Source organism: Pararhodobacter zhoushanensis (genome assembly GCF_025949695.1).
GTDB lineage: Bacteria > Pseudomonadota > Alphaproteobacteria > Rhodobacterales > Rhodobacteraceae > Pararhodobacter > Pararhodobacter zhoushanensis_A.
On sequence record NZ_JAPDFL010000001.1, the window covers coordinates 2118207 to 2142009 of the forward strand.

General features: G+C 64.9%; 22 protein-coding genes and 2 pseudogenes. 18 read left to right on the top strand and 6 right to left on the bottom strand.

The genetic code is table 11. The features are described 5' to 3' along the window. Positions 1-5 precede the first annotated feature (5 nt). On the bottom strand, positions 6-1181 hold the full coding sequence (locus OKW52_RS10645) for an aminotransferase (protein WP_264505681.1): 1176 nt from the start codon (positions 1179-1181) through the stop codon (positions 6-8). Between the two features lie 123 nt (positions 1182-1304). Here OKW52_RS10645 and OKW52_RS10650 point away from each other — a divergent pair, with 123 nt between their 5' ends. The 10 genes and pseudogenes from OKW52_RS10650 (at position 1305) to OKW52_RS10695 (ending at position 10534) form a co-directional block, all read left to right on the top strand. Next, entirely contained in the window at positions 1305-2474 is a 1170-nt protein-coding gene (locus OKW52_RS10650; RefSeq protein ID WP_264505682.1) for an RsmB/NOP family class I SAM-dependent RNA methyltransferase, read from the top strand. 306 nt (positions 2475-2780) lie between these two features. Continuing rightward, positions 2781-5084: an ATP-binding protein gene (locus OKW52_RS10655; protein ID WP_264505683.1), complete on the top strand. Its 2304-nt coding sequence runs from the start codon at positions 2781-2783 to the stop codon at positions 5082-5084. Positions 5085-5162: 78 nt separating this feature from the next. Beyond that, positions 5163-6164: a nicotinate-nucleotide--dimethylbenzimidazole phosphoribosyltransferase gene (gene cobT / locus OKW52_RS10660; protein ID WP_264505684.1), complete on the top strand. Its 1002-nt coding sequence runs from the start codon at positions 5163-5165 to the stop codon at positions 6162-6164. 3 nt (positions 6165-6167) lie between these two features. Then, positions 6168-6605 (top strand): adenosylcobinamide-GDP ribazoletransferase, encoded by a 438-nt coding sequence (locus OKW52_RS10665; RefSeq protein WP_264505685.1) that lies wholly within the window; start codon positions 6168-6170, stop codon positions 6603-6605. Then, positions 6596-6895: an adenosylcobinamide-GDP ribazoletransferase gene (locus tag OKW52_RS10670; protein ID WP_264505686.1), complete on the top strand. Its 300-nt coding sequence runs from the start codon at positions 6596-6598 to the stop codon at positions 6893-6895. The genes OKW52_RS10665 and OKW52_RS10670 overlap by 10 nt, the downstream gene beginning before the upstream one ends. Next, positions 6886-7407 carry an alpha-ribazole phosphatase gene (gene cobC / locus OKW52_RS10675; protein ID WP_264505687.1) on the top strand — a complete coding sequence of 174 codons (522 nt, stop codon included), beginning with the start codon at positions 6886-6888 and terminating at the stop codon, positions 7405-7407. The genes OKW52_RS10670 and cobC overlap by 10 nt, the downstream gene beginning before the upstream one ends. Further along, a pseudogene (gene cobU, locus OKW52_RS10680) lies at positions 7404-7929 on the top strand (bifunctional adenosylcobinamide kinase/adenosylcobinamide-phosphate guanylyltransferase). The gene cobC and the pseudogene cobU overlap by 4 nt, the downstream one beginning before the upstream one ends. 47 nt (positions 7930-7976) lie before the next feature. Then, positions 7977-9334: pseudogene (gene radA, locus OKW52_RS10685) on the top strand (DNA repair protein RadA). Positions 9335-9353: 19 nt separating this feature from the next. Further along, on the top strand, positions 9354-9920 hold the full coding sequence (locus tag OKW52_RS10690) for a CvpA family protein (RefSeq protein WP_264505688.1): 567 nt from the start codon (positions 9354-9356) through the stop codon (positions 9918-9920). Positions 9921-10216: 296 nt separating this feature from the next. Further along, positions 10217-10534 carry a hypothetical protein gene (locus tag OKW52_RS10695; protein ID WP_264505689.1) on the top strand — a complete coding sequence of 106 codons (318 nt, stop codon included), beginning with the start codon at positions 10217-10219 and terminating at the stop codon, positions 10532-10534. Here the strand turns inward: OKW52_RS10695 and ppk2 are convergent. After that, the gene (gene ppk2, locus OKW52_RS10700) at positions 10500-11372 is read right to left on the bottom strand and encodes a polyphosphate kinase 2 (protein ID WP_264505690.1); all 873 of its coding nucleotides are present in this window, start codon (positions 11370-11372) and stop codon (positions 10500-10502) included. The genes OKW52_RS10695 and ppk2 overlap by 35 nt on opposite strands. Before the next feature lie 366 nt (positions 11373-11738). Here ppk2 and OKW52_RS10705 point away from each other — a divergent pair, with 366 nt between their 5' ends. Both OKW52_RS10705 and OKW52_RS10710 read left to right on the top strand, forming a co-directional pair. Then, the gene (locus tag OKW52_RS10705) at positions 11739-12098 is read left to right on the top strand and encodes a TfoX/Sxy family protein (RefSeq protein ID WP_264505691.1); all 360 of its coding nucleotides are present in this window, start codon (positions 11739-11741) and stop codon (positions 12096-12098) included. A gap of 11 nt (positions 12099-12109) precedes the next feature. After that, entirely contained in the window at positions 12110-12589 is a 480-nt protein-coding gene (locus OKW52_RS10710; RefSeq protein ID WP_264507691.1) for a lytic transglycosylase domain-containing protein, read from the top strand. Between the two features lie 69 nt (positions 12590-12658). Here OKW52_RS10710 and ndk read toward each other — a convergent pair whose 3' ends face one another. Together ndk and OKW52_RS10720 are read right to left on the bottom strand one after the other, a co-directional pair. Further along, complete coding sequence (gene ndk, locus OKW52_RS10715; RefSeq protein WP_127104272.1) at positions 12659-13081, bottom strand: nucleoside-diphosphate kinase; 423 nt, start codon at positions 13079-13081, stop codon at positions 12659-12661. A gap of 115 nt (positions 13082-13196) precedes the next feature. Beyond that, positions 13197-14459 carry a multidrug effflux MFS transporter gene (locus OKW52_RS10720; protein WP_264505692.1) on the bottom strand — a complete coding sequence of 421 codons (1263 nt, stop codon included), beginning with the start codon at positions 14457-14459 and terminating at the stop codon, positions 13197-13199. Between the two features lie 52 nt (positions 14460-14511). On the opposite strand from OKW52_RS10720, the gene OKW52_RS10725 reads away from it, so the two are divergent. After that, complete coding sequence (locus OKW52_RS10725; RefSeq protein WP_264505693.1) at positions 14512-16356, top strand: ABC-F family ATP-binding cassette domain-containing protein; 1845 nt, start codon at positions 14512-14514, stop codon at positions 16354-16356. A 25-nt stretch (positions 16357-16381) separates the two neighbouring features. Here the strand turns inward: OKW52_RS10725 and OKW52_RS10730 are convergent, their stop codons facing one another. Further along, on the bottom strand, positions 16382-17263 hold the full coding sequence (locus tag OKW52_RS10730; RefSeq protein ID WP_264505694.1) for a hypothetical protein: 882 nt from the start codon (positions 17261-17263) through the stop codon (positions 16382-16384). A 107-nt stretch (positions 17264-17370) separates the two neighbouring features. Between OKW52_RS10730 and OKW52_RS10735 the strand changes: the two genes are divergently transcribed. Both OKW52_RS10735 and OKW52_RS10740 read left to right on the top strand, forming a co-directional pair. Further along, the gene (locus OKW52_RS10735) at positions 17371-17985 is read left to right on the top strand and encodes a MarC family protein (RefSeq protein ID WP_264505695.1); all 615 of its coding nucleotides are present in this window, start codon (positions 17371-17373) and stop codon (positions 17983-17985) included. A gap of 76 nt (positions 17986-18061) precedes the next feature. Beyond that, positions 18062-18670, top strand: a complete 609-nt coding sequence (locus OKW52_RS10740; protein ID WP_264505696.1) for a retropepsin-like aspartic protease family protein — start codon at positions 18062-18064, stop codon at positions 18668-18670. On the opposite strand, the gene OKW52_RS10745 is transcribed toward OKW52_RS10740, so the two are convergent. After that, positions 18667-19155, bottom strand: a complete 489-nt coding sequence (locus OKW52_RS10745; protein ID WP_264505697.1) for an RrF2 family transcriptional regulator — start codon at positions 19153-19155, stop codon at positions 18667-18669. The genes OKW52_RS10740 and OKW52_RS10745 overlap by 4 nt on opposite strands. A gap of 226 nt (positions 19156-19381) precedes the next feature. On the opposite strand from OKW52_RS10745, the gene OKW52_RS10750 reads away from it, so the two are divergent. The 3 genes from OKW52_RS10750 (at position 19382) to cimA (ending at position 23795) form a co-directional block, all read left to right on the top strand. Further along, on the top strand, positions 19382-20326 hold the full coding sequence (locus OKW52_RS10750) for a DMT family transporter (protein ID WP_264505698.1): 945 nt from the start codon (positions 19382-19384) through the stop codon (positions 20324-20326). Between the two features lie 192 nt (positions 20327-20518). Beyond that, the gene (gene cysS / locus OKW52_RS10755; RefSeq protein ID WP_264505699.1) at positions 20519-22015 is read left to right on the top strand and encodes a cysteine--tRNA ligase; all 1497 of its coding nucleotides are present in this window, start codon (positions 20519-20521) and stop codon (positions 22013-22015) included. A 112-nt stretch (positions 22016-22127) separates the two neighbouring features. Further along, positions 22128-23795 carry a citramalate synthase gene (gene cimA, locus OKW52_RS10760; RefSeq protein ID WP_264505700.1) on the top strand — a complete coding sequence of 556 codons (1668 nt, stop codon included), beginning with the start codon at positions 22128-22130 and terminating at the stop codon, positions 23793-23795. Positions 23796-23803 lie beyond the last annotated feature (8 nt).

The window sequence follows — 23803 nt, forward strand, 5'->3', positions numbered from 1 at the left end:
TCGGCTCAGCTCACCGCCTTGAGCCGTTCGATCAAGTGCCCGATCTCGCCGACATCCGCGTTGGCAAAGGCTATTCGCATCTCTCTTGCACCCTCGCTTTGTGCGTCGGGCCGGAACATCGTGCCCGGAAGCATGAGAACGCCGACCTCTGCCAGCAACCGTTTGGCGACAGTGGTTGAATCGGTTTCAAACGGGTGGCGCGCGTAGCCGAAATAAGCGCCGCAACCCAGCAGCTCCCACCCAGGGACCTGCGCGAAACCGTCCAGCAGGGCGCGGCGTCGCCGCAAAATTTCCAGGCGCTCACCGGCCAGCCAGCTTTCAAGGTTCTCCAACCCCCAAAGCGCCGCCATTTGCCCGGGGCCGGATACACAAATCGTCACCGTATCGAGAAACTTCTCGATCTCGGCCAGACGCGCGGGCGACGCGGCAATCGCCCCGACGCGGTGGCCCGTCAGGCGATAGGCTTTCGAAAAGCTGTAGAGATGAATGAAATTCCGGTCCCAGTCCGGGTTCTGGAACAGCCGATGCGGCGGTCCGTCTTGCGTGTGGAAATCGCGGTAGGTCTCATCGACGATCAAGGCGATGCCATGGCGTTCGGCCAGGGCAGCAAACGCATCCAGCGTCTCGGCGGAATACTCGACACCACCGGGATTGTTCGGCGTCACCAGCGTGATCGCTTTGGTGCGGGGCGTGATCAGGGCGGCGCAGCGCTCAAGATCGGGCAACAGATCCGAGCCTGTGGGCAGCGGCACAGCCTTCACACCAGTCATGCTGAGCCACATAACATGGTTAAAGTACCACGGCGTTGGCAGAATGACGTCGTCCCCCGGTCCGGCGAGCGTGGCGATCACCGCGCAAAATGCCTGGTTGCAGCCCGACGTCAGCGCGACCTGTTCACCCCGCACGGCGCCAGCGTACAACGCAGCCGTCCGCGCCGCCAATCTCTCGCGCAGGGCGGCATTACCCAAAACCGGACCGTAGAGGTGGATCTCGGGGTCTTGCTCGATCGCCCGCGCCATGGCTGCACGCAGATCCGCGGTCGGCGGCTCGACCGGGGCCGCTTGCGACAGGTTGAGCAGCGGATACTCCGACGGCACTGTGGTCTGGGTTAACCAACGGCGCGCTTCGGGGACCGGCGGGGCAAAGGTGGCGGCGAAGGCAGGGTTCAGGGGCAGGGACATGGCGTGCTCGCATTGGGTCGTGGCCAGAGTGCCGCATGCCGCCATGTTCGGCAAGGTGGCGGGCCTTGCCATCCGTGCGTCACTGCCGCATGCACGACGGGTATTCAAAACCCCCGAGGCCCCATGACCCCTGCCGCGCGCGAGGCTGCCGCCATTGAACTTCTCGACCGCTGGCTGGGCGGGCACCCTGTTGAGCAGGCGCTCACCCTCTGGGCGCGGGCCAGCCGATTCGCAGGGTCCGGTGATCGCGAGGCCGTGCGCGATCTGGTGTTTCAGGCGGTGCGGCGCCGGCGGTCGGCGGCGGCTCTCGGTGGCGGCGAAACGGGGCGCGCGCTGGTGCTCGGCCTCGCGCGCGAGGCCGGGATCCGGCCCGAAGCCTGGACCGGCGTCGGTCACGCTCCTGCTGAACTGAGCGAAGCCGAGGCGCGCCTTCTGGACGCGCCGCTGCCCGTTCTGGCCCGGCCTGTCGCGCTCGACTGTCCGGACTGGCTGCTCGACCATTTTGAGGCCGCGCTGCAGGGGCAGACCGACGTCATCCTGTCACGCATGCGCGATCGCGCTCCGGTTTTTCTCCGCGTCAACACGGCACGGACCAGCCGTGACGCGGTGGTCAGCGAGCTCACGGCGCTGGGGATCGAAACGCGCCCGCACCCGTTGGCGCCAACCGCGCTCGAAATCACCGCAAACCCCCGTCGCTTGCGCAACTCTGACGCGCTGGCCGAAGGGCGCGTCGAGATGCAGGACGCGGCCAGTCAGGCCATTGCGCTCGACTTTGCCGCCCATGCCCGCGGCCCCGTGCTGGACTATTGCGCCGGGGGCGGTGGCAAGGCGCTGGCACTTGCCGCCGAAGGATTCTCCGTTTCGGCGCATGATATTGATCCCCGCCGCATGGCCGACCTGCCAGCACGCGCCAAACGTGCAGGGGCAGCCATCCAGGTTCTTTCCGGCCCGCCCACCGGGACGTGGTCCGCCATTTTTGCGGACGCACCCTGTTCTGGCTCAGGCAGCTGGCGACGTGCGCCCGAGGCGAAATGGGCTTTTACACCCGCGAGGCTGGCCGAGTTGACGGCAATTCAGGACACCATCTTGCGCCAGTGCGCGGACCTCACGGCGCCAGGCGGTTTGCTGGGGTATGCGACATGTTCGATGCTGCGCGAGGAAAATGAAGATCGGGTTAAAGCGTTTTTGGAAAACCAGCCCGGCTGGCGCTGTATTCTCGAGCGGCGTTTGTCCCCCCTTGACGGGGGCGATGGCTTTTATCTGGCGGTGCTGCGCAAAAGCGCTGGCAGCTAAACCTATGCGCGAAATCCGTTTTCCGGTACCATAGTGCTGTTGTTAATCATGCCTTAATGCCTTGGAGCCACAACGGGGTTATGCCCAGTTCCTTGCGCCATCCCGATCTCGCATATCCTCAACAGCAACTTCGCTGCGTCGGAGGTGGATGCCCGCGGCGGTTTGGCGACACCGCTCAAGCGCCTTGCGAGCGCCGCGAATCAGATCCTGGTTGCCGCTTTCGGGAGCGCTCTTCTTGCCGGGGCCGCCGCTGTATCTGGCTTCGGGGCGGCGGCACTTGTCGTTGCCAGTGTCTCTGGAACCCTCATGATCCTGGCTCTTGCGGCGGCGCTGTCGCGTCTGCTGAATGAAAGGCGCGATACAGCCCGCAGTGCGTCACTCCTTCACGCGGCGGAGTTTGATCCCGATCCGGTCGTCATAACGACGTTTGACGGTGCACCAAGGGCGGCCAATCCAGCGGCAGGGTATGAGACGGATCCGGTTCGGATCCTGGGTGCCTGGTGTGTCGAGGCCGCGCCAGTGGTCGCAGCACTCCTCGCAGACGTTGAAGAAACTGGTGGTGTCACGCGCGAATTCTGGCGTCAAAAGAAGGGACTAAGGCTTTCCCTTCATCGTCTGGGTGCTGCTGGCGACCTGGTGGCCTGGCGTTTTTCTCCTCTCAATCGCGGCGGCGGCAGATATATTGACGACCTTGGGATGCCGGTGCTTACCCGCGATGCCGAAGGCGTGCGCGCCAACGCGGCGACACGCAGCCTTTTCGATCATGGAGAGGACGCGGCGCAGGTTCTGGAGGCCGTTGAAGCCGCCCGCGATGCTGGCGAACAGATGCCTTTGGCACTTACGCTACACAATGGCCATTCCATGCGCGCCTTGCCTGTTGGTGGGCGGGACGGGTTGCTTGACGTGGTTCTGATGCCAGCGTGGCGCGTTTTGCAAGAAGGTGAGGTGGCGGCAGCGTCGAATTTCGAAGAGATTCCAGTCGCTCTCATGCAGATCGATCCCGAGGGACGCATTGCCGAAACGAACCGTCACGCGCGCGCGCTGCTGGGGGTGGCCGAGGGAGAGAGGCACTTTTTCTGGGAGGTTGTCGAAGGGTTGGGGCGTCCGGTTGCGGATTGGCTTGAGGATGCGCGCAACGGACGAACGCTTGGACGGCCCGAGGTTTTGCGCGCGCCGCTGACGGGGCAGGACACGTTCGTGCAGATTATTCTGCGTCGCGCCACGGCGCCGGAAATGCAGGGGGCTCTGGTGGCCGTTGTGTCGGATGCAACCGAGCTCAAATCGCTTGAGGCGCGCTTTGTTCAGAGCCAGAAAATGCAGGCAATCGGACAACTTGCCGGTGGCGTCGCTCATGATTTCAATAATTTGCTGACCGCGATCTCGGGGCACTGCGATCTGCTCTTGTTGAACCGGGATCGCTTCGATCCTGATTACAATGATCTGTTGCAAATCCACCAGAACGCCAACCGCGCCGCGGCTCTGGTGCGCCAACTTCTGGCCTTCTCACGCAAGCAAACCATGAAAACCGAAGTCCTTCGCCTCGAAAGCCTTCTGGAGGATCTGACCCATCTGCTGACCCGGCTGGTCGGGGAGCGCATCACCGTATCCCTGAGCCATGCCCCCGACGTCGGCGCAATTCGTGCGGATCGTCGGCAGTTGGAGCAGGTGATCATGAATCTGGTGGTCAATGCGCGTGACGCGATGCCGATGGGGGGAACGATCCGGATCGAGACCGAGGCTTTGCGCCTGCGCGAAGAGCGCGAACTGGGGCGGGCGCGCATTCCGCCGGGGACGTATGCGCTTATCCGCGTGATCGATCAGGGTCTCGGTATACCGGACGATATCATCGACAAGATCTTTGAGCCGTTCTTTACGACGAAAAAGCTTGGCGAGGGGACAGGGTTGGGTCTGTCCACAGCGTATGGCATCGTCAAGCAAATGGGCGGTTACATCTTCGCCGACAGCCATGAAGGTTCGGGTACTGTTTTCACGCTCTATTTCGGTATCGCTGCCGGTGCCGATGTCCTTGATCCCGTTGAGCCGGCCCGGGTGAGCACCAGGCACACCACCAAAGAGGCGCCGCGTGCGTTCACGTCGCCGGTCACGCTGACGGCGAAGCCCGGCGGTTTCAGCCAGCCTGCGGCGCCGTTTAAGACCGACCGCCCATCCCAGGATCCGGCCGCGGCACAGGCCGGCGATGTTCGGCCAGTGTTTGCCGCGCGGGGAGGGTCGGTTCTTCTGGTCGAAGATGAAGCCCCCGTGCGCGCCTTCGCCGCGCGTGCACTGCGGCTGCAGGGATACCAGGTGTTCGAAGCGCAAGATGGTGAACAAGCTCTGGAATTCCTGGCTGATCCGACGATCCGCGTCGACATATTCGTCACCGATGTCATCATGCCTGGCATCGACGGTCCCGGCTGGGTCGCCCAGGCTCTGGTTTCACGGCCGGGGACCCCGGTGGTCTTCGTCTCGGGGCACACCGCCGATACGTTCAGCGCTGCGCTGAACCGGACGCCCCGCGCGGTATTCCTGGGTAAACCCTTTTCCCTCAAGGATCTCACCGATACCATCGCGCAACACCTCGATCCATCGGGTGTCGCGGCGCGGGCATGAGCGGTCGCCCGCGGCGCTTGCAACGGAGGGGCGGGGTGTTAGGAAGGGCAGGAACCCGACCAGAACCCGAGGTTGACCTTGATCGATACTCTCGCCGCGCGCATCCGTCAGACCATCGACGCAAAGACCAAACCGCTGGGATCGCTGGGGCAAATAGAAACCCTCGCCGAAACCATTGCGTTGTTGCAAGAAACCACCGAACCCACGATGCGCAACTGCACGCTGGTCATCTTTGCTGCGGACCACGGCATTGCGCTTGAAGGTGTGTCGGCTTTTCCTCAGGTCGTCACTGGCCAGATGGTCCTGACTTTCCTGTCCGGCGGTGCGGCGGCGAATGTGTTCGCCACGGTGAACGGTGTGACGCTCAAGGTTGTGGATTCCGGCGTCGCGGGCAAGCCGATGTCGCATCCCCAGCTTATTGACCGACGCCTTGGCGCCGGTACCGCCAGCTTTCTGACGGGCCCGGCTATGAGCGCGGCACAGGCACAGTTGGCGCTGGACCATGGCGCCGCCTGCGCGCGCGAGGCAGAGGGTGACGCGCTCGCTTTTGGCGAAATGGGCATCGCCAACACGGCAACGGCAAGCGCATTGGCGCATAAGCTGACCGGGCTGCCGCTCGCGGATCTGATCGGCCGCGGAACCGGGCTGGACGACGCGGGCGTTCAACGCAAACTCGCCATCCTGACCCGGGCCGTTGCGCGGACCGGTGCGCTGACACCCCAAGAGGCTATGGCCGAATACGGCGGGTTTGAGATCAACATGATCGCCGGCGCGATGCTGGAAACCGCGCGCCAGCGTCGGGTGGTGATCGTGGATGGCTTCATCGCCACCGCCGCAGCGGTTCTGGCGACCAAGCTCGAACCCGAGTCGCGCAGCGCCATGGTCTTCGCGCATCACTCGCATGAAGCTGGCCATACCGCCTTGCTCAACGTGCTCGACGCCAAACCCTTGCTGGCGCTGGACATGCGGTTGGGAGAGGGGACCGGTGCCCTGTTGGCCTGGCCGTTGCTGAAAGCTGCCGCGGCGATGATGACCGATATGGCCAGTTTTGAGGCCGCCGGGGTCTCGAACAAGGACTGAGCGATGCGAGGCGCGCGCGCAGCTCTGGCATTTCTGACGCGGCTGCCTGCGGGCGCACTTGAGAGTGCCGATTTTGCCCGTGCGCCGGGCTGGTTTGCGGCGATTGGTCTGCTGATTGGTGGGCTCACGGCAGTGATCTGGTGGTTGGCTGCGCTGGTCTGGCCGCCGGTCATCGCTGCGATCATCGCCGTCGCGGCGGGATTGCTGCTGACCGGGGCGCTGCATGAGGACGGGTTGGCCGACACGTTCGACGGTCTCGGCTCGGGCCGTCCGCGCGAGCGCGCGCTGGAAATCATGCGCGACAGCCGGATCGGCAGCTATGGCACCCTGGCGTTGGGACTGGCGCTTGCTGTCCGTGTGGCAACGCTTGCCGCGTTGGGGCCGTTTGCGCCCGTTGCCTTGATCGCGGGTCAGAGCCTCAGTCGGGGGGCATGGCCCTGATGCTGCGCGTCGGGCCCTATGTGCGTGCCGCAGGGTCGGGCACTGGAATGACCGGGCCGCTGGGCGCGACCCGCTGGCCGCTGATCGCAGTGCTGCTTGCGGCGGTCGCGCTGACGGGCACGACGCTCGGCTGGGCGCTGGTTCCGGCTTTGGGCGGGTTGATCGCCGCGCAAGCGTTGATCCGCGCCTGGGCCCTCAAGCGGCTGGGCGGGTTGACTGGTGACGTGCTGGGCGCGGCGCAGGTGTTGGGTGATTTGGGCTTTTTGTTGGGGGTTTTAGCATGGCGTTAATACTTTTGCGTCACACTCGACCGGAACGGGCCGAGGGAACCTGCTATGGGCGCACTGACATGCAACTGGACGACAGCTTTGCGGCCGAGGCCGCGCGCATCGCCGCGGAACTGCCTGACGTAACGCGCATTCTGTCCTCGCCCCTGTCGCGCTGTCACCGCCTTGCGCAGGCCGTGGCGCAAACCCGCGGCCTGCCGGTCGAACTGGATGAACGTCTGATCGAGATGGATTTCGGCGCGTGGGAGAACACGCCCTGGGATGCCATCCCGCGTGATCAACTCGACGACTGGATGCGCGATTTTCTGGGCGCACGGCCGCATGGGGGCGAGTCGGTGCAGCAACTCTATGACCGCGTCGCTGCGGCGCTGAGCGATGCGGCTCAGGGCCCCGGGCCTGCCTTGGTCGTCACGCATGCGGGGGTTATCAAGGCCGCGAAAACGGCGCGCGGCGATGAAAACGGCTGGCAAAGCGACATTGCCTTTGGCGGCTGGGTACAGGTGGACTGGGCATGAGCACGGTGCTGGTGCTGGGCGGCGCGCGTTCAGGCAAAAGCGCCCTTGCCGAACGCCTGACGCTCGCCACAGGCGCTGCGCCGCTCTACATCGCCACCGGGCAGGCGTGGGATGATGAGATGCGCCAGCGAGATCGCCGACCACCGCCAACAACGGGACGGGCAGGGCTGGACGACCTGTGAAGCCCCCCTCGCGCTGGCAGGCGCCCTCGCCGCCGCCCCCGCCGACCAGCCCGTCCTGATCGACTGCCTGACGCTCTGGCTCACCAATCTGATGCTGGGCGAGCACCCCATCGACCCCGCCACGCAGGCGTTGCGCGATACGCTTGCCGCCCGCCCGGGCCTGACCGTCCTTGTCGCGAATGAAGTCGGGCTTGGCATCGTGCCTGACAACGCGCTCGCCCGTCGCTTCCGTGACGCGGCCGGGCGGCTCAACCAGCAAATCGCGGCGCAGGCTGACACCGTGGTCTTCACCGCCGCTGGCCTGCCGATGATCCTGAAAGGGCAACTCCCGCCCGCGTGAGCCGCGCCTCTCTTGCGCGACGCGGACGGGCAGGCGATAACCCCTGCATGGCCAAGGCATCCCCCCAATTCACCTGCACGGAATGCGGCGCGCTCCACACCAAATGGAGCGGGCGCTGCGATGCCTGTGGCGCGTGGAACTCCATCGTTGAAGAGGCACCGCTGAACGCCGGTCCCAAGGGCCCGGTGGCGCGCGGCCGCTCGATCCAGTTGAGCACGCTGACCACGCAAGAGGCACCGCCCCCCGCACCCTGTCCGGCGTGGCCGAATTCGACCGCGTGCTGGGCGGTGGTCTGGTCAAGGCATCCGCCATCCTCGTTGGCGGCGATCCGGGCATCGGCAAATCGACCCTGCTGTTGCAGGCCGTCGCAGCCTTCGCGCGCAACGGTTTGAACACGCTCTATATTTCCGGAGAGGAAGCCGCCGCCCAAGTCCGCATGCGCGCGCAACGTCTTGGCTTGGGCGACGCACCGGTGCGGCTGGGTGCGGAAACCAATCTGCGCGACATCCTGACCACGCTCGACACCGAGCGCCCCGATCTGGTGATCATCGACTCGATTCAGACCATGTGGCTGGACAACATCGGCTCGGCCCCCGGCAGCGTCTCGCAGCTGCGCGCGGCGGCGCATGAGTTGGTCACGCTGGCCAAACAGCGCGGCGTGTCGGTGATTCTGGTCGGCCATGTCACCAAGGATGGCCAGATCGCCGGCCCCCGGGTGATCGAGCATATGGTCGATTGCGTGCTCTATTTCGAGGGCGAGCGCGGCCACCAGTTCCGCATCCTGCGCGCCGTCAAGAACCGCTTTGGCCCGGCCGATGAGATCGGCGTGTTCGAGATGACCGGCGCGGGGCTGGCCGAGGTGCCGAACCCCTCGGCTCTGTTCCTGTCCGAGCGCGGCAAACCCGCCCCCGGTTCGGTGGTTTTCGCCGGGATCGAAGGCACGCGCCCGATGCTGACCGAAATTCAGGCCCTCGTCGCGCCGTCCCCCTTGTCCAACCCACGGCGCACGGTGGTCGGGTTGGACAGCGGGCGTCTGTCGACGATTCTGGCCGTGCTCGAGGCCCGCTGCGGCATCCCTTTCGCCGGGCTCGACGTCTTTCTCAACGTCGCCGGGGGGATGCGCGTCAGCGAACCTGCGGCGGATCTGGCGGTCGCTGCCGCACTTTTAAGTGCGCGAGAAGACATCGCACTGCCTGCAGACACTGTTGTCTTTGGGGAAATCTCTCTGTCGGGCGCGTTGCGGCCGGTAAGTCAGACAGAAAACAGGTTGAAAGAAGCCGCAAAACTTGGTTTCACCACGGCCATGCTACCCAAAGGTGGTAAAGCAGGGCCCAAGGTCGGCGTTCAGCTGCGCGAGATGACGGATCTCACGGGTTTTGTCGGCGAAGTTTTCGGCGCGGGATAGTGCCAAGGAGCGGATTTCTATGGATTCCTTTACTCTGGTCGACGCCGCAGTCGCGCTGGTCATCATTGTGTCGGCCATCCTCGCCTATTCGCGGGGGCTGGTGCGCGAGTTGCTGGCGATCGCAGGCTGGGTTGTCGCTGCCGTGGTCGCCTTTGTCATGGCGCCCACGTTCGAGCCCTTGGTCCGCGAGATCCCCTATATCGGCAATATTCTGGGTGACAGCTGCGAGTTGACGATTATCGCGGCGTTTGCCGGGGTCTTTGCGATCATGCTGGTGCTGGTGGCGCTGTTCACGCCGCTGTTCTCCAGCCTGATCCGCAATTCGGCGCTCGGGGGGCTTGATCAGGGGTTAGGGTTCTTCTTCGGTGTGTTGCGCGGCATCCTGCTGATCGCTGTCGCGCTGATCGTCTTCCAGAACGCCGTGCCGCCGGGGACCGTGCCGATGGTCGACAACGCGCGCTCGGTTGCGCTGTTCGCGCAGGTTCAGGCCGCAATCACAGATACGCTGCCAGCGGATGCGCCCAACTGGATCGTGCAGCGCTATGAAGAACTGACCGCCAGCTGCACGGCCACGACGGGCACCTGATCCCTTGATCGACCCTCAGTTTCGCGCCGAGCTGAACGAGAGGCTGTTCACCTGCTACATCGGGGGGCGCTGGACAGCGCCCTTGGCACACGTGCTGTGCCGGTTCACCCGTTCGAGGGCACACGGATGGGCACCATCGCCTGCGCCGAGCAGGGCGATATCGCGCGCGCGGTGGCTGGTTTGGGCGGGCCGCTGCCCGAAAGACCCGCGCTTGAGGACGCCTATGCCGGCAGCGCCTCTCTCTGCGCGCGCTGCGCCGCGAGGAAGGGTTCGCCGACGCTGTCGCGCCCCCGCGCGTGCCCGCGACCTTACCGCCCGGTGACGGGCCGCTGATTGTGCTCAGCGCCGCCGCGACCGCCTTGGCGCGGATCGTCGGAGTGTTGATTGCCGGGGCCGGGCGCGGGGTGATCTGGAAACCTGCGCCGCGTGCTGCCGCGTCCGCCCATCTGCTCATGCGGGCGCTGGGGCCGGTATCGGGGATGCGGCTGGCGATGGTGCAGGGCGATCACGCCACCGGCGCGCTGTTGGCGGGGCAGGGCGGGCTGGTGTGGCTGTCGCGCGCGCCGTGCCCCTTGGTGGTTAACGACCCGGCCACAGCGCCACTCCCCCAGTGATCCCCGCGTCCGGCGCGCCCAGAGCCGCCTCATCCTTGCGGTCGTAGTCGAAGTTTGAGAGCAGCCGCTGCACAGCCGCAATCCGGGCACGGTATTTGTCGTCGCCGCGGATCACCGTCCAGGGGGCAAAGCTGAAATCCGAGCGCGCGAAGGTCTCGCCGATTGCCTTGGTGTAGGCGTCCCATTTTTCCAGCCCGTTCACGTCAATCGACGACAGCTTCCACTGCTTGAGCGGGTGCTTTTCACGCTCCAGCATGCGGCGCAGCTGTTCGGCCTGACCGACATTGAACCACAGTTTGATCAGCTGAATGCCGTCATCGACCAAGGCTTTCTCGAAGCCCGGCAACTGGTCAAAGAAATGCGCGCGTTGCTCAGGGGTGCAAAAGCCAAAGACCTGCTCGACCACGGCACGGTTGTACCAGCTTCGGTCCAGCAGCGCGATTTCTCCGGCGGCGGGCAGATGGGCGATATAGCGCTGAAAGTACCATTGTGTGCGCTCGCGGTCGGTCGGTTTGGGCAGGGCGACGGTCTTGGCACCACGCGGGTTGAGGTTTTCACGCACCCGCTTGATCGCGCCGGACTTGCCCGCCGTATCGCGCCCCTCGAAGACCACGACGATGCGCTGGCCGGACGATTCGACCCAGCGCTGAAATTTGACCAGCTCCACCTGCAGGTCTTTCATCTGCGCTTCGTAGTCGTCCTTTTTCATCCAGCGGTCATAGGGGAAGTCGTCGATCAGGATGTCGCGCTTGGCACCCTCTTCAATCGCCTTGCGCACCGCCTTGGGCGCGCCATTCTTGAAATACTCGGAAATCGCGCCGTCGAAAGGCAGGTCCATGGGGAGGCTCCAGTGTTTTGCGCAGGCTAGGCTGGTGAGCCTGCTGACGACAAGCAGAATTCGGCGCTTAGATGTCAGGCATTATAATGACAGACATTGCTTGTGGGCAGGTTTGATTAGTCTCAATCAGACGCACGGGGACGGGGACGGGTCAGGCATCAAAGCGTTGCCGACTGCATCAACGCGCGTATAAGCATGATAACCCTCTGAATACAAATAATGCCTGACAATATGGGTGGCTGGCACTTGCGCTGATACAAAACCGCGTGCAACAGGGGTCGGCAGTTTGGCCCGGTCCATGACCGGATCAGCGTCACCCTGTCACGACCTCTTGCCAAGCGCCTCGCCACGCAGCACTGTTTCCCCATGCCGACACCGATTTCAGACCTGCGCAACCTTGGCCCCTCGAGCGAAGAGAGCTTCGCCCGCGCCGGGATCCATGACGCCGAAACGCTGCGCGATCTTGGCGCTGATGCAGCCTATGCCCTTTTGCTCAAATCCGGCGAGCGGCCGCATTTCATCGTTTACTACGTGTTGCACATGGCCCTGCAGGGTCGGCCGTGGAATGATTGCAAAGGCGCGGAAAAGGACGCGCTGCGTCTGCGCTTCGATGGGCTGAAAGCCGCGCATAAGGCCCAAGGGGGGATTGAGGGAATCGAGGCGATCCTTGATGAGATCGGCGTGATCGACCCTGCCGGACCCCGGCGTAAACGACGGAGCGGATGACAGTGCCGATGATGAAGACAACCCTGGCCGTGCTCGTGGTGCTGGCGCTGGCCGCGTGCGGGGGCGGGCGCCCGGACGACATTGACGTGCCCAGCCGCCTGTTCCCCGGCGAGACGCCGCAAATGCGCGTGCTCATCATACAGGCGTCGCAGGATCTGGAGATCCCCGAGGCGCTGCTGCACCGCGTCATCCAGCGCGAAAGCGACTACCGCGCCGATGCGCGCAACGGGCCGTATTACGGGCTGATGCAGATCCTGCCACAGACCGCCCGCACCATGGGCTTTCGCGGCGAACCGCGTGAGTTGCTCGATCCCGAGGTGAACCTGCGCTATGCCGGGCGCTATCTGCGCGGCGCGTGGCTGGTGTCAGACGGCGATATGGAGGATGCGGTGATGCATTACGCGCGCGGCTATTACTACGACGCCCGCGACCGCTGTCTGCTGGTCGAGACGGGCCTCGCGCAGCGCGAAACAAACCGCCGCTGCCGGTAAGCGCCTGCCCGCGCGCATGGAAAAAGGGCGGGGAAAATCCCCGCCCTCAATCATTCCTCAAGTGGTGGCTTAGCCGACCAGCTCAAGACCCGAGAAGAAATACGCGATTTCCTGCGCGGCGGTTTCCGGCGCGTCCGAACCGTGGACCGAGTTCTCGCCGACCGACAGGGCGAAATCGGCGCGGATGGTGCCTTCATCGGCTTGCGCCGGGTTGGTTGCGCCCATCACTTCGCGGTTCTTGGCAATGGCGCCTTCGCCTTCCAGAACCTGCACGACGACCGGAGCCGACGCCATGAATTCACACAGTTCGCCGTAGAAGGGGCGCTCTTTGTGCACTTCATAGAACTGGCCAGCCTGCGCCGGGGTCAGGTGAATGCGCTTTTGCGCGACGATCCGCAGGCCCGCATCCTCGAACTTGGCGTTGATCTTGCCGGTCAGGTTGCGGTTGGTGGCGTCGGGCTTGATGATCGACAGCGTGCGTTCGATAGCCATGTGACTCTCTCTCGATGGGCGACAAAGGCCCCATGCCCGTGCCGCCGGTTAAATCCCGTGCGCGTCTACCATGGGTCGCCGGGCTTGAAAACCCGCGACGGGTGGGCGTTGTGGCTCACAGTTCGTCAAACCCTCCGGCCCGGTCCAGCCGGATCGCGATGATCCCGGCCGCCAGCGCCGCCAGCGCCGAGCCGAGAATCAGCGACAGCAGCATGACGGGCGTGCTGCTGCGCTCGACCGCCAGCAGGGTGATCCAGGTCAGCGCCGCGCCGCCCGTCACCGCCAGCGCGCCGGCAAGGCTGGCCGCCGTCCCGGCCAGATCGGGCCGTACCGAGATCGCGCCGGTATTGGCATTGGCCATGGTCAGCCCGTTGCCAACCCCCACCGTCATGGTGAATCCGAACAGCAAGAACGGGCTGGAATAGCCCATGAGGAAGGCCAGCAGACCCAGGCTCAGCCCCACCGCCGGGATCAACCGCCCGACCAGAATCAGCCGGTGGATGCCCAGCCGGGGCGCCAGCCGCGCCGTGGCCAGCGCGCCCAGCAGGAACCCCCCGGTGATTGACCCGATCCCGGCCCCGATCCACGCAGGCGACAGATCCCACAGCCGTGTGGCCACGAACGGCGCGCCTGCGATGAACACATAGAACGCCCCGACCGAGAACGCCTGACACATCGCGTAGCTCCAGAACCGGCCCGAGCGCAGCAAGGACGTGTAATCCGACAGGCGCAGCGGGCGCGGCCCGGTTTTCAGCGTCTCGCCCAGATCGGCCCAGACCAGCGCCAGCGCCATCGCTCCCAGCGCGGCATAGAGCGCGAAAATCGCCCGCCAGCCGATCACGGTGTCCAGAATCCCGCCCACCGTTGGTCCCAGCATCGGCGCCAGCGCCATCGACGCGCCGATCACGCCCATCTTGCTGGCCGCTTCGCGCGCCGGGAACTGGTCGCGGATGATCGCCGCCCCCAGCACCGTGCTGGTGATGATCACCGCCTGCGCCATGCGGAACACCAAAAACAGCATTTCGTCCTGCGCCAGCACGCAACCGACCGAGGCCACCATATACAGCGCCACCGCAAACAGCATCACCGGGCGGCGGCCCAGCCGGTCGCTGACCGGTCCCATGACCAGTTGCAGCAGAGCCGAGACGATCATGTACCCCGAGACGGCCAGCGCCATGCTGCTTTCCGTTGCGCCCAGATCCACAATCATGCGGGGCAGCGAGGGCAGGAACATGTTCAGGCTGAGCACGGCCATGCCGGTCAGCAAGATCAGGGTCGACAGATGGGGGGCGTTCGCGTGTGCATGGATACCTCGGCTGTGTGCGCCATCCAAAGGCGGGCCAGCGGGGAATTGCAACCCGTGCAAGAATTTCTGCATCCGCAAAGGCCCCCGCTGGCGTGTGTCGCGCCCTTCTGCTAAGCGGCGCAGCATGTTGACCATAAATGACCTCAGTTACTCTGTTGACGGACGCCCGCTGCTTGTGGGCGCGTCGGCGCGCATTCCGACCGGCCACAAGGTTGGCCTCGTGGGCCGCAACGGTTCGGGCAAAACCACGCTGTTTCGCCTGATCCGGGGTGAGCTGGTGCTTGAGGGCGGCTCGATCAGCCTGCCGTCCCGCGCCCGCATCGGCGGCGTCGCGCAAGAGGTGCCGTCGCCGTCGACCAGCCTTCTGGACACAGTGCTTGAGGCGGATGTCGAGCGCGCCTCGCTGATGGCCGAGGCGGAAACCGCCACCGACGCGCATCGCATCGCCGAGATACAGGCACGTCTGGCCGATATCGATGCGTGGTCAGCCGAGGGGCGGGCAAGCACGATTCTGAAAGGTCTGGGCTTTACGGCTGAGGAAATGCTCATGCCCTGCTCGGATTTCTCGGGCGGCTGGCGCATGCGCGTGGCGCTGGCGGGGGTGCTCTTTGCCCAGCCGGACCTCCTGCTGCTTGATGAGCCGACCAACTATCTCGATCTTGAGGGGGCGCTCTGGCTTGAGGCCTATCTCGCCAAATATCCGCACACCGTCATCGTCATCAGCCACGACCGTGGCCTGCTGAACCGCGCTGTCGGTGCAATTCTGCACCTCGAAGACAAGAAGCTGACGCTCTACACCGGCGGCTATGACACGTTTGCCAAGACCCGCGCCGAACAGCGCGCGGTGCTGGCAGCCGAGTCCAAGAAGCAGGACGTGCGCCGCGCGCATCTGCAAAGCTTCGTCGACCGCTTCAAGGCCAAGGCGTCGAAAGCCCGTCAGGCCCAGTCGCGCGTCAAGATGCTGGAGAAAATGACGCCGATCACCGCACCGGCCGAGGCTGCCAAGCACGTCTTCACCTTCCCTGCGCCGGAAGAACTCTCGCCCCCGATCATCAACATGGAGGGTGTGTCGGTCGGCTATGGCGACACGATCATCCTGCGGCGTCTGGGGCTGCGCATCGATCAGGACGACCGCATCGCCCTGCTGGGCCGCAACGGCGAGGGCAAGTCAACGCTGTCCAAACTGCTGGCCGGAAAGCTGGAGCCGCGCGGCGGCAGCTATACCCAGTCCAACAAGCTGCGCGTCGGCTATTTCGCGCAGCATCAGGTGGATGAGCTGTTCCTCGATGAGACCCCGGTGCAGCATTTGCGCCGCATCCGTCCCAATGAGGGCGAGCCACGCCTGCGCGCGCGTCTGGCCGGGTTCGGCCTGATGGCCGATCAGGCCGAGACGGTGGTGGGCCGCTTGTCGGGCGGGCAGAAGGCCCGTCTGTCGCTGCTGCTTGCGACGATCGAAGCGCCGCATATGCTGATCCTCGACGAGCCGACCAACCACCTGGACATCGAAAGCCGCGAGGCCCTGGTCGAGGCGCTGACCGCCTATAGCGGCGCGGTCATTCTGGTCAGCCACGACATGCACCTGTTGTCGCTGGTCGCCGACCGTCTGTGGCTGGTCAAGGACGGCGCGGTCGAGCCGTATCTCGAAGACCTCGACGCCTACCGCGCGCTGTTGCTGGGCGAGGGCACCGAGAAGCCGAAAGCCGAGAAAGCGCCCAAGCCCAAGGCCACGCGCGAGCAGGTTTCGGCGCTGAAATCCGAGCTGCGCAAATGCGAGCAGCGCGTCGCCAAGCTGGAAGAGATGCGCGAGAAGCTGGCCAAGAAGCTGGCCGACCCGCAGCTCTATGAAGACGGGCGCAAAGGCGATCTGGACGTCTGGAACCGCAAATACGCGGAAGTCATGGACGCTGTTGACCGGGCCGAGGCTTTGTGGATGAAAGCCGTGGAAGCGGTTGAAAACGCTGAGAAGTAAATGTCAGGCCTTTAAGGTCTGACGTTTAATTTCCGGCCGCAGTAACCGCCGGGCAGGGCGGCGTGTCCAGATAAGGCCCCGGTGCCGCCAGAAGCGCGAGAGCGGCTTGTGGCGCGGTGCTCTGGGGTGTCAGGCAATTGTCTGACATAAAGGCTTCCAGTGCGCCGATGGTCTCGGCGCGGCTGGCCCCGTCCATCAGGCCCGGCTGATACCCGCGCAACGTCAGCGCCACTTGGACGGCTTGAAGATCGCCTGCGGACAGGGCCGCGTTGCGCGCCTCGTCATCGGCCTGCGCGGGCGGCAACCACCCCAGTTGCTCGACCCGCTGCAATACTCCGTCGCGAAACTCGACCGCCCGCAGTTCGGCCCCGACAATCTCGCAGGCGCGGCAGCCATCGGTCAGGTTCTCCATCAGCACAAAGCGCTGCAGGCCATTCGCAGCCCGATGCCCGGTGACGCGAAGCCGCGCGTCGCCAAAGGCCTGCGGATGGGCGGTCTGCAGGGCCAGCGATTGCGGGTCGCCGGGGTTTTCTGCCGTCAGTGTCTGCGGCAGCAGCGCGCCCCGTGCGCCGTTCACGAAGACCGGCTGCACATTGGTATTGGCGCGGAAGGGGAATTCGACCTCGGCCAGATCGACCACGCCCAGTTCAACAAAACCAGTCGCCACCCCCGGCTCGCCAATCCGTGGATCGTTGGCAAGGCGCTGCGCGAACAGCAGCCCACCCGGCGGCAAACCCGCCGCATCGAGGCAGGTCCACAAAGCATCGGTGATCCCGTCGCGTTGACATCCAGCGGCAACACCCGCCGGGGCGATGTCGAGGCTGCTCAGCACGGACTCGGTCTGCGCTGCCAGCGGAACGGAAAACAACAGCGTTGCGACGGCTGCGGGCAGAAAGGAATGGGGCATGAGCGCTCGATGAGTCATCGCGAAAATCTTACCATATGGAGTTATGCTGCACTGCGTCAAATCACAGCGGCGTTGACTTTGATGCGCGGACACGGAAGCCTCTGATCATGCTTGATCTCGCGTTTCTCACCTCGGCCTTTGTCACCCTGTTCGTGATCATTGATCCGATCGGGCTGGCCCCGCTGTTCATTCCGCTGACCGCCGGCATGACCGCACAGAATCGCCGCGCCGTGGGGTTGCGGGCCTGCCTGATCGCGGCGGCCCTGCTGACGCTCTTCGGGCTGGCGGGCGAAAGCATCCTGACGACCATCGGCATCACCATGCCCGCGTTCCAGATCTCGGGCGGGGTGCTGTTGTTCCTGACCGCGCTGGACATGCTGTTCGACCGCCGCCAGCCGCGGAGAGAGGGGCACGCGACGCAGGACGCGCCCGACCCGTCGGTGTTTCCGCTGGCCATGCCCCTGATCGCGGGGCCGGGGGCGATGACCTCGATGATCTTGTTGATGAACCAGACCACCGGCTGGGGCGGGGCAGCGGCGCTTTTGGGCGTGATGCTGGCCGTCGCCGGCTCGGCCTTTGTCTTTTTCCTGCTCGCCCCGCCGATCGAGCGTCTGCTCGGCCGTACCGGCGAGATGGTGATCACCCGCCTGCTGGGCATGCTGCTGGCGGCGCTGTCGGTGCAGTTTATCCTGAACGGCGCCCGGGCGGCGGGGATCATCTGACGCAGGCGTGACAGCCGGTATCCCTTGGCGCAGGCCCATCACTGGCCTACATTGAGCGAACCCCAAGGACATGTAGATGCCCAGTTTCGAGCAACTCAGTGATGATCAGATCGCCCGGCTCGTCTATCTGACGATCCTTGGCGCGGTTCTGATCAGCTACATGCTGGTCGCCACACGCGGACGCATCCTGACGGTGGTGCGTCACCTTCTGCTCTGGGCGCTGATCTTCACCGGTGCCGTGGCGGCCTATGGGCTGTGGGACAACTTCCAGTACACCACCGCAGCCGTGCAATCCGCCGACGGCGAGGGGTTGATCCTGCGCCGCAGCCATGACGGGCAGTATCATCTGACGCTGGACATCACCGGGCCCGATGGCCGCGTGCAACCGGTGCGTTTCATCATCGACACCGGCGCGACCGAGATGGTCCTCACCCAGCAGGACGCCGCCAAGCTGGGCTTTGACGCCGACGATCTGCAGTATCTGGGCACGGCCAGCACTGCCAATGGCATCACGCGCACGGCGCAGGTCACCTTGCGGCAGGTCACGCTGGAAGGGCACACCGCCCGGCAAGTGCGTGCGCTGGTCAATGAGGGCGCGCTGCATGCGTCCTTGCTGGGCATGGGCTATCTTGAGCGGTTCTCGCGCATCGAGATCATGCGCGACCGGCTCAGCATCACCTTCTAGGCTGCGACGGTCTTGGCCTTTTCGCAGCGCGCCAGCGACGCCCCGCGCGCAATCGAGTTCAGCGCCAGGATCGATTCCAGACCCTCATTGCATTCCACCAGTTCCCCCACCGTCAGCGGGTCCAGCGTGGCATAGAAAGCCTCGACCGCGTTGGCCAGATGGCCCGCCATCCGGCACACACCCTTGAGCGGACAGGTGTTGTCCTTGGCCATGCATTCGATGAACGGCAGATCGGATTCGAAGGTGCGAAACACCGCCCCCACGCTGATCTCGCGCGCTGGCCGGGCCAGCATGAAGCCGCCATGGCGACCGCGCAGCGTGGTGATATAGCCCGATTGCCCCAGTTGATTGACCACCTGCGCCAGATGGTTCTCTGAACCATTGATGACAGCGGCGACATCGCTCTTGCGCACGATCCGGTCCGGATTGACCGCGCAAACCATCAGCGTGCGCAGGGCGAGGTTGGTTCGGGTTGTCAGGCGCATGGGCTCTCCGGGTTACTGGGGGTACTGATTGATACGGGGCAGGGTCACGTTTTTTCGGTGCGCTTACCTTGATTGAGATCAAATCGGCGGCGATTGTCGGGTGCCCCACCACGTGACGGGCGCGGCGTTGCCCTGAAAGACCCGGTGCAGCGGGCCGAAGGGGCGATCTTTTCTTTCGCCTGTGAAGCGTCTAGGCTCGCCCGGAACAAGACCGGAACCCCCGCCTATGCGCTCGACCATCCTGATTGCCGTCGTCTCGATGCTGGGCTGCACGATGCTTGTCGCGGGCACCTCGCTGATCGCCAAGGCGCTGGGCAGCGGGGCGCTTGGCACGGTGATCCACCCGCTGATGGTCAGTCAGGCGCGCTTTGTCTTCGGGTTTCTGGCCGTGGCCGTGGTGTTGTCGCTGCGCCTTGCCTCAGGGCGCAAGGCCTGGGTGCAAAGCCCGCAGACCCCCAAGCCCAACTGGACCCGCCACGCGCTGCGCACCCTGCTGGGCTGGACCGGCGGCGGGCTGATGTTCGCGGCGGCGGCGCAACTGCCGCTGGCCGATGTGAACGCGCTCAGCTTTACCAGTCCCGTCGCCACCATGCTCTTCGCCATGCTCCTGCTGGGCGAGCGGGTCGGCCCATGGCGCTGGGGCGCGGCGGTGATCGCCATGCTGGGGGCGCTGGTGCTGCTGCGGCCGGGCGCAGGCGTGATTCAGCCCGCCGCGCTGCTGGCAGTGGGGGCGGCGGTCGCGATGGGGATCGAGGCGATTGTCATCAAACGGCTGGCGACGTCCGAGCCGCCGGGGCGCACCATGCTGATCAACAACGCCATGGGCGCGGTGCTGTCCTCGGTTGTTGCGCTGACGGTCTTTGTCTGGCCGCAGGGCGCGACGGTCTGGGCCGGGCTGATCGGCATGGGCGTCGTCATGGTCACGGCCCAAATTCTGCTTCTGGGCGCAAACCGGCTGGTCGATGCCAGCTTTGTCGCCCCGTTCTTCTATCTCACCCTGGTCTGGGCTGCGGTCTATGACATCGTGTTCTTTGACGTCTGGCCCGATGCCGTCAGCCTGACGGGCGCGTCGATTGTCATCGCGGGGGGGCTGGTGATGACATGGCGCGAGGTGCTGAACGCGCGCCGCGCGGCCGTTCCTGCCTCGGTCACGGTGCAGGCGCTGCGCTGATTGGCTTGCGCGCGCAGGGCCGGAGTGCTAGGGCAATCGCATGACAACGCTGCGCATCCTCATTTGCTGCTGCATTACCCGCTGACCGCAAGGTCGCGCGGGGCGCTGTCTTTCCCCACCCGGAAGGTCTGTCGCTAACCCCGCGCAAGGGGTGTATTTGGCATGAGCTTGGGCTTGGGAGAGGGACAGACCATGACCGCGATCCGGCTTTACAACACGCGCTCGCGCTCGAAAGAGGGGTTCACCCCGTTCGATCCGCTCGATGTGCGGCTGTATGTCTGTGGCCCCACGGTCTATGACCGCGCGCATCTGGGCAACGCAAGGCCGGTGGTGGTGTTTGACACGCTGTTCCGGCTGCTGCGCCATGTCTACGGCGACGGGCACGTCCGGTATGTGCGCAACTTCACCGACGCCGATGACAAGATCAACGCCACCGCGCTGGCCCGGCACGAGGCGGGGGCCGAGGGCACGTTGGAAGAGCTGATCCACCAGCGGACCGAGGAAACCATCGGCTGGTATCATGCCGATATGGACGCGCTGGGCGCGCTGCGCCCGACACAAGAGCCGCGCGCGACCGAGTATATCGGCGAAATGATCGCGATGATTCAGGGGCTTATCGACAAGGGCCACGCGTACGAGGTTTCGGGCCACGTCCTGTTCGATGTGCGCTCATATCCTGACTATGGCCGTCTCTCGGGTCGTTCGGTCGATGACATGATCGCCGGTGCCCGGGTCGAGGTCGCGCCCTACAAGCACGACGCGATGGATTTCGTGCTGTGGAAACCCTCGGACGCCTCGCTGCCGGGGTGGGAGAGCCCCTGGGGCCGGGGCCGTCCCGGCTGGCATATCGAGTGCTCGGCGATGAGCTTCGAGCTGCTGGGCGCGTCGTTCGACATCCACGGCGGCGGCATCGACCTGCAATTCCCGCACCACGAAAACGAGATCGCCCAAAGCTGCTGCGCCCATCCGGGGTCCGATTTCGCGCGGGTCTGGATGCATAACGAGATGCTGCTGGTCGAGGGAAAGAAGATGTCCAAATCTCTGGGCAATTTCTTCACCGTGCGCGAGCTGCTGGAGCAGGGCGTGCCGGGCGAGGTGATCCGATATGTCATGTTGATGACCCATTACCGCAAGCCGATGGACTGGACTGAAAAGAAGCGGGATGAGGCTGAGGCGATGTTGCGCAAGATCGCGCAATTCCTTGCAATGGATCCGATGCAGAAGCCGTGGATGGACAGGCAGGGGGCGCACCCGCCTAAAGAATTCGTTGACGCACTTGCGAACGATCTAAATACCTCGCTCGCGCTCACTTTGTTGAGCAAGTACCTGAAGGACCAAAACGAGGGGGCTCTCACTGCTGCGCTCAAATTATTGGGGTTTGATCCGGCGAGCTTGCGCGAGCGATTTTCTGGTTTCATTGCGACGTCGGCGACCAATGAGTTTGTCTCTGGTAGCCACACGATGACCTTTTGCGAAGGGCATGGAGTGGATGCAAACCATGTTAGCGAACTGAGGGCGCGACTCTCGGCGCTCCGTGACCAAGCCATGGCGACCAAGGATTTCGCATCGGTCGACGCGCTGAAAGCCGCGCTGATCGAGGCCGGGGTTGAGGTGCGGATGTCGAAGGCCGGGGTCGAGCTGGTGCCGGGGCCGGGTTTCGATGCGGCCAAGCTGGGGGCGCTGCGGTGAGCGGCGCGCGGGTTGCGGTGTCGGAACCGGGGGTTTCACACCCCCGGACCCCCGTGGCGTATTTCGGGCAAGATGAAGCGCGCGGGTTAAGAAAAGGTAAACGGGGGGCGGTATGTCGTTGAAATCGCACGAGGCAGGCGCACGTCCCATCGGGGGACAGCGCGAGCGACTCTATCTGTATGACACCACGCTGCGCGACGGGCAGCAGACGCAGGGCGTGCAGTTCTCCACGCCCGAGAAAGTCGCGATCGCCAAGGCGCTGGACGGTTTGGGCGTCGATTATATCGAGGGCGGCTGGCCCGGCGCGAACCCGACCGACAGTGAGTTCTTCGAGGCGCGGCCGCAGACCAAGGCGGTTTTCACCGCCTTCGGGATGACCAAGCGGGTCGGGCGCTCGGCGGCGAATGACGAGGTGCTGGCCGGGGTGATGAACGCGGGCACGCCGGCGGTGTGTCTGGTGGGCAAGACGCATGATTTCCATGTGACGACCGCGCTGGGCGTGGCGCTGGGTGAGAACATCGAGGCAATACGCGAGTCCGTGGCGCATATGGTGGCGCAGGGTCGCGAGGCTTTGTTCGACGCCGAGCATTTCTTTGACGGCTACAAGGCCAACCCCGACTACGCGCTGGCCTGCGTGATGGCGGCCTATGAGGCCGGGGCGCGCTGGGTGGTGTTGTGCGACACCAATGGCGGGACGCTGGCCGGTGAGGTGAGCGGGATCGTCGCGGCGGTGATCGCGGCGGGGATACCGGGCGATCATCTGGGCATCCATTGCCATGACGACACCGGCAGCGCCGTGGCGGCCTCGCTGGCCGCCGTCGATGCCGGGGTGCGCCAGATTCAGGGCACGCTGAACGGGCTGGGCGAGCGCTGCGGGAATGCCAATCTGACCAGCCTGATCCCGACGTTGCTGCTCAAGGAGCCCTATGCCAGCCGCTATGAGACCGGGATCACCCGTGAGGCGATGGCCGGGCTGGTGAAGATCTCGCGCAGGCTGGACGATATCCTGAACCGGGTGCCGTTGCGCTCGGCGCCCTATGTGGGGGCCTCGGCCTTTGCGCATAAGGCCGGGTTGCATGCCAGTGCGATCCTGAAGGATCCGACCACCTATGAGCATATCGAGCCCGCGCTGGTCGGCAACGCGCGGGTGATCCCGATGTCGAACCAGGCCGGGCAGTCGAACCTGCGGGCGCGGCTGCAATCGGCGGGGATCGAGATCGACAAGGGCGACGACCGGCTGACGCGCATTCTGGACGCGGTCAAGGCGCGCGAGGATCAGGGCTATGCCTATGACAGCGCGCAGGCCAGTTTCGACCTGCTGGCGCGCGCAGAGCTGGGGCTGTTGCCGAGCTTCTTCGAGGTCAAACGCTACCGCGTCACGGTCGAGCGGCGCAAGAACCGCTATGATCAGATGGTCAGCGTCTCGGAAGCCGTGGTTGTGGTGAAGATCGGCGATCACAAGGTGCTGTCGGTCAGCGAGAGTGTTGACGAGACCAGCACCGACCGCGGCCCGGTCAACGCGCTTTACAAGGCGCTGAGCAAGGATCTGGGGCCGTATCAGGCCACGATCGACGACATGAAGCTGGTCGACTTCAAGGTGCGCATCACGCAGGGCGGGATAGAGGCCGTGACGCGGGTGATCATCGACAGCGAGGACGGGCAGGGCCGGCGCTGGTCGACGGTGGGGGTGAGTGCCAACATCGTCGATGCGTCGTTCAGCGCGCTGCTGGATGCGATTACGTGGAAGCTGGTCCGCGACGGGATCGAGCCGGCAATGTAACCTTGACG